This is a genomic window from Pseudomonas donghuensis, from assembly GCF_000259195.1.
Classification (GTDB): Bacteria; Pseudomonadota; Gammaproteobacteria; order Pseudomonadales; family Pseudomonadaceae; genus Aquipseudomonas; species Aquipseudomonas donghuensis.
Genome location: NZ_JH650797.1, coordinates 1 through 238, shown reverse-complemented (window position 1 = coordinate 238; position 238 = coordinate 1). Strand labels below are relative to the sequence as shown.

1 pseudogene is annotated in these 238 nt (G+C 66.8%); it reads left to right on the top strand.

Annotation, left to right across the window (positions count from 1 at the left end):
* Positions 1 to 208: pseudogene (locus UW3_RS30035) on the top strand (ATP-binding protein); the annotation flags it as partial.
* Between the last annotated feature and the right edge of the window lie 30 nt (positions 209 to 238).

Here is a 238-nt window from a genome sequence, read left to right as displayed (position 1 = left end):
CGGGGGGGAGCCGATTGACCCGGCGCTGCTGCCGAAGTTGTTTGACCGCTTCTACCGGGCGGATCCGGCGCGGCGCGAAGGCAGCAGTGAGCATGCGGGATTGGGACTGGCGATTACCCGCTCGATCGTGCAGGCGCACGGGGGGAGTATTCATGGCGAATCGGCTGGGGGCTGGACCAGATTCGTGGTCGACTTGCCGACAGTGTAGCCCTCATCGCCGGCAAGGCCGGCTCCCACA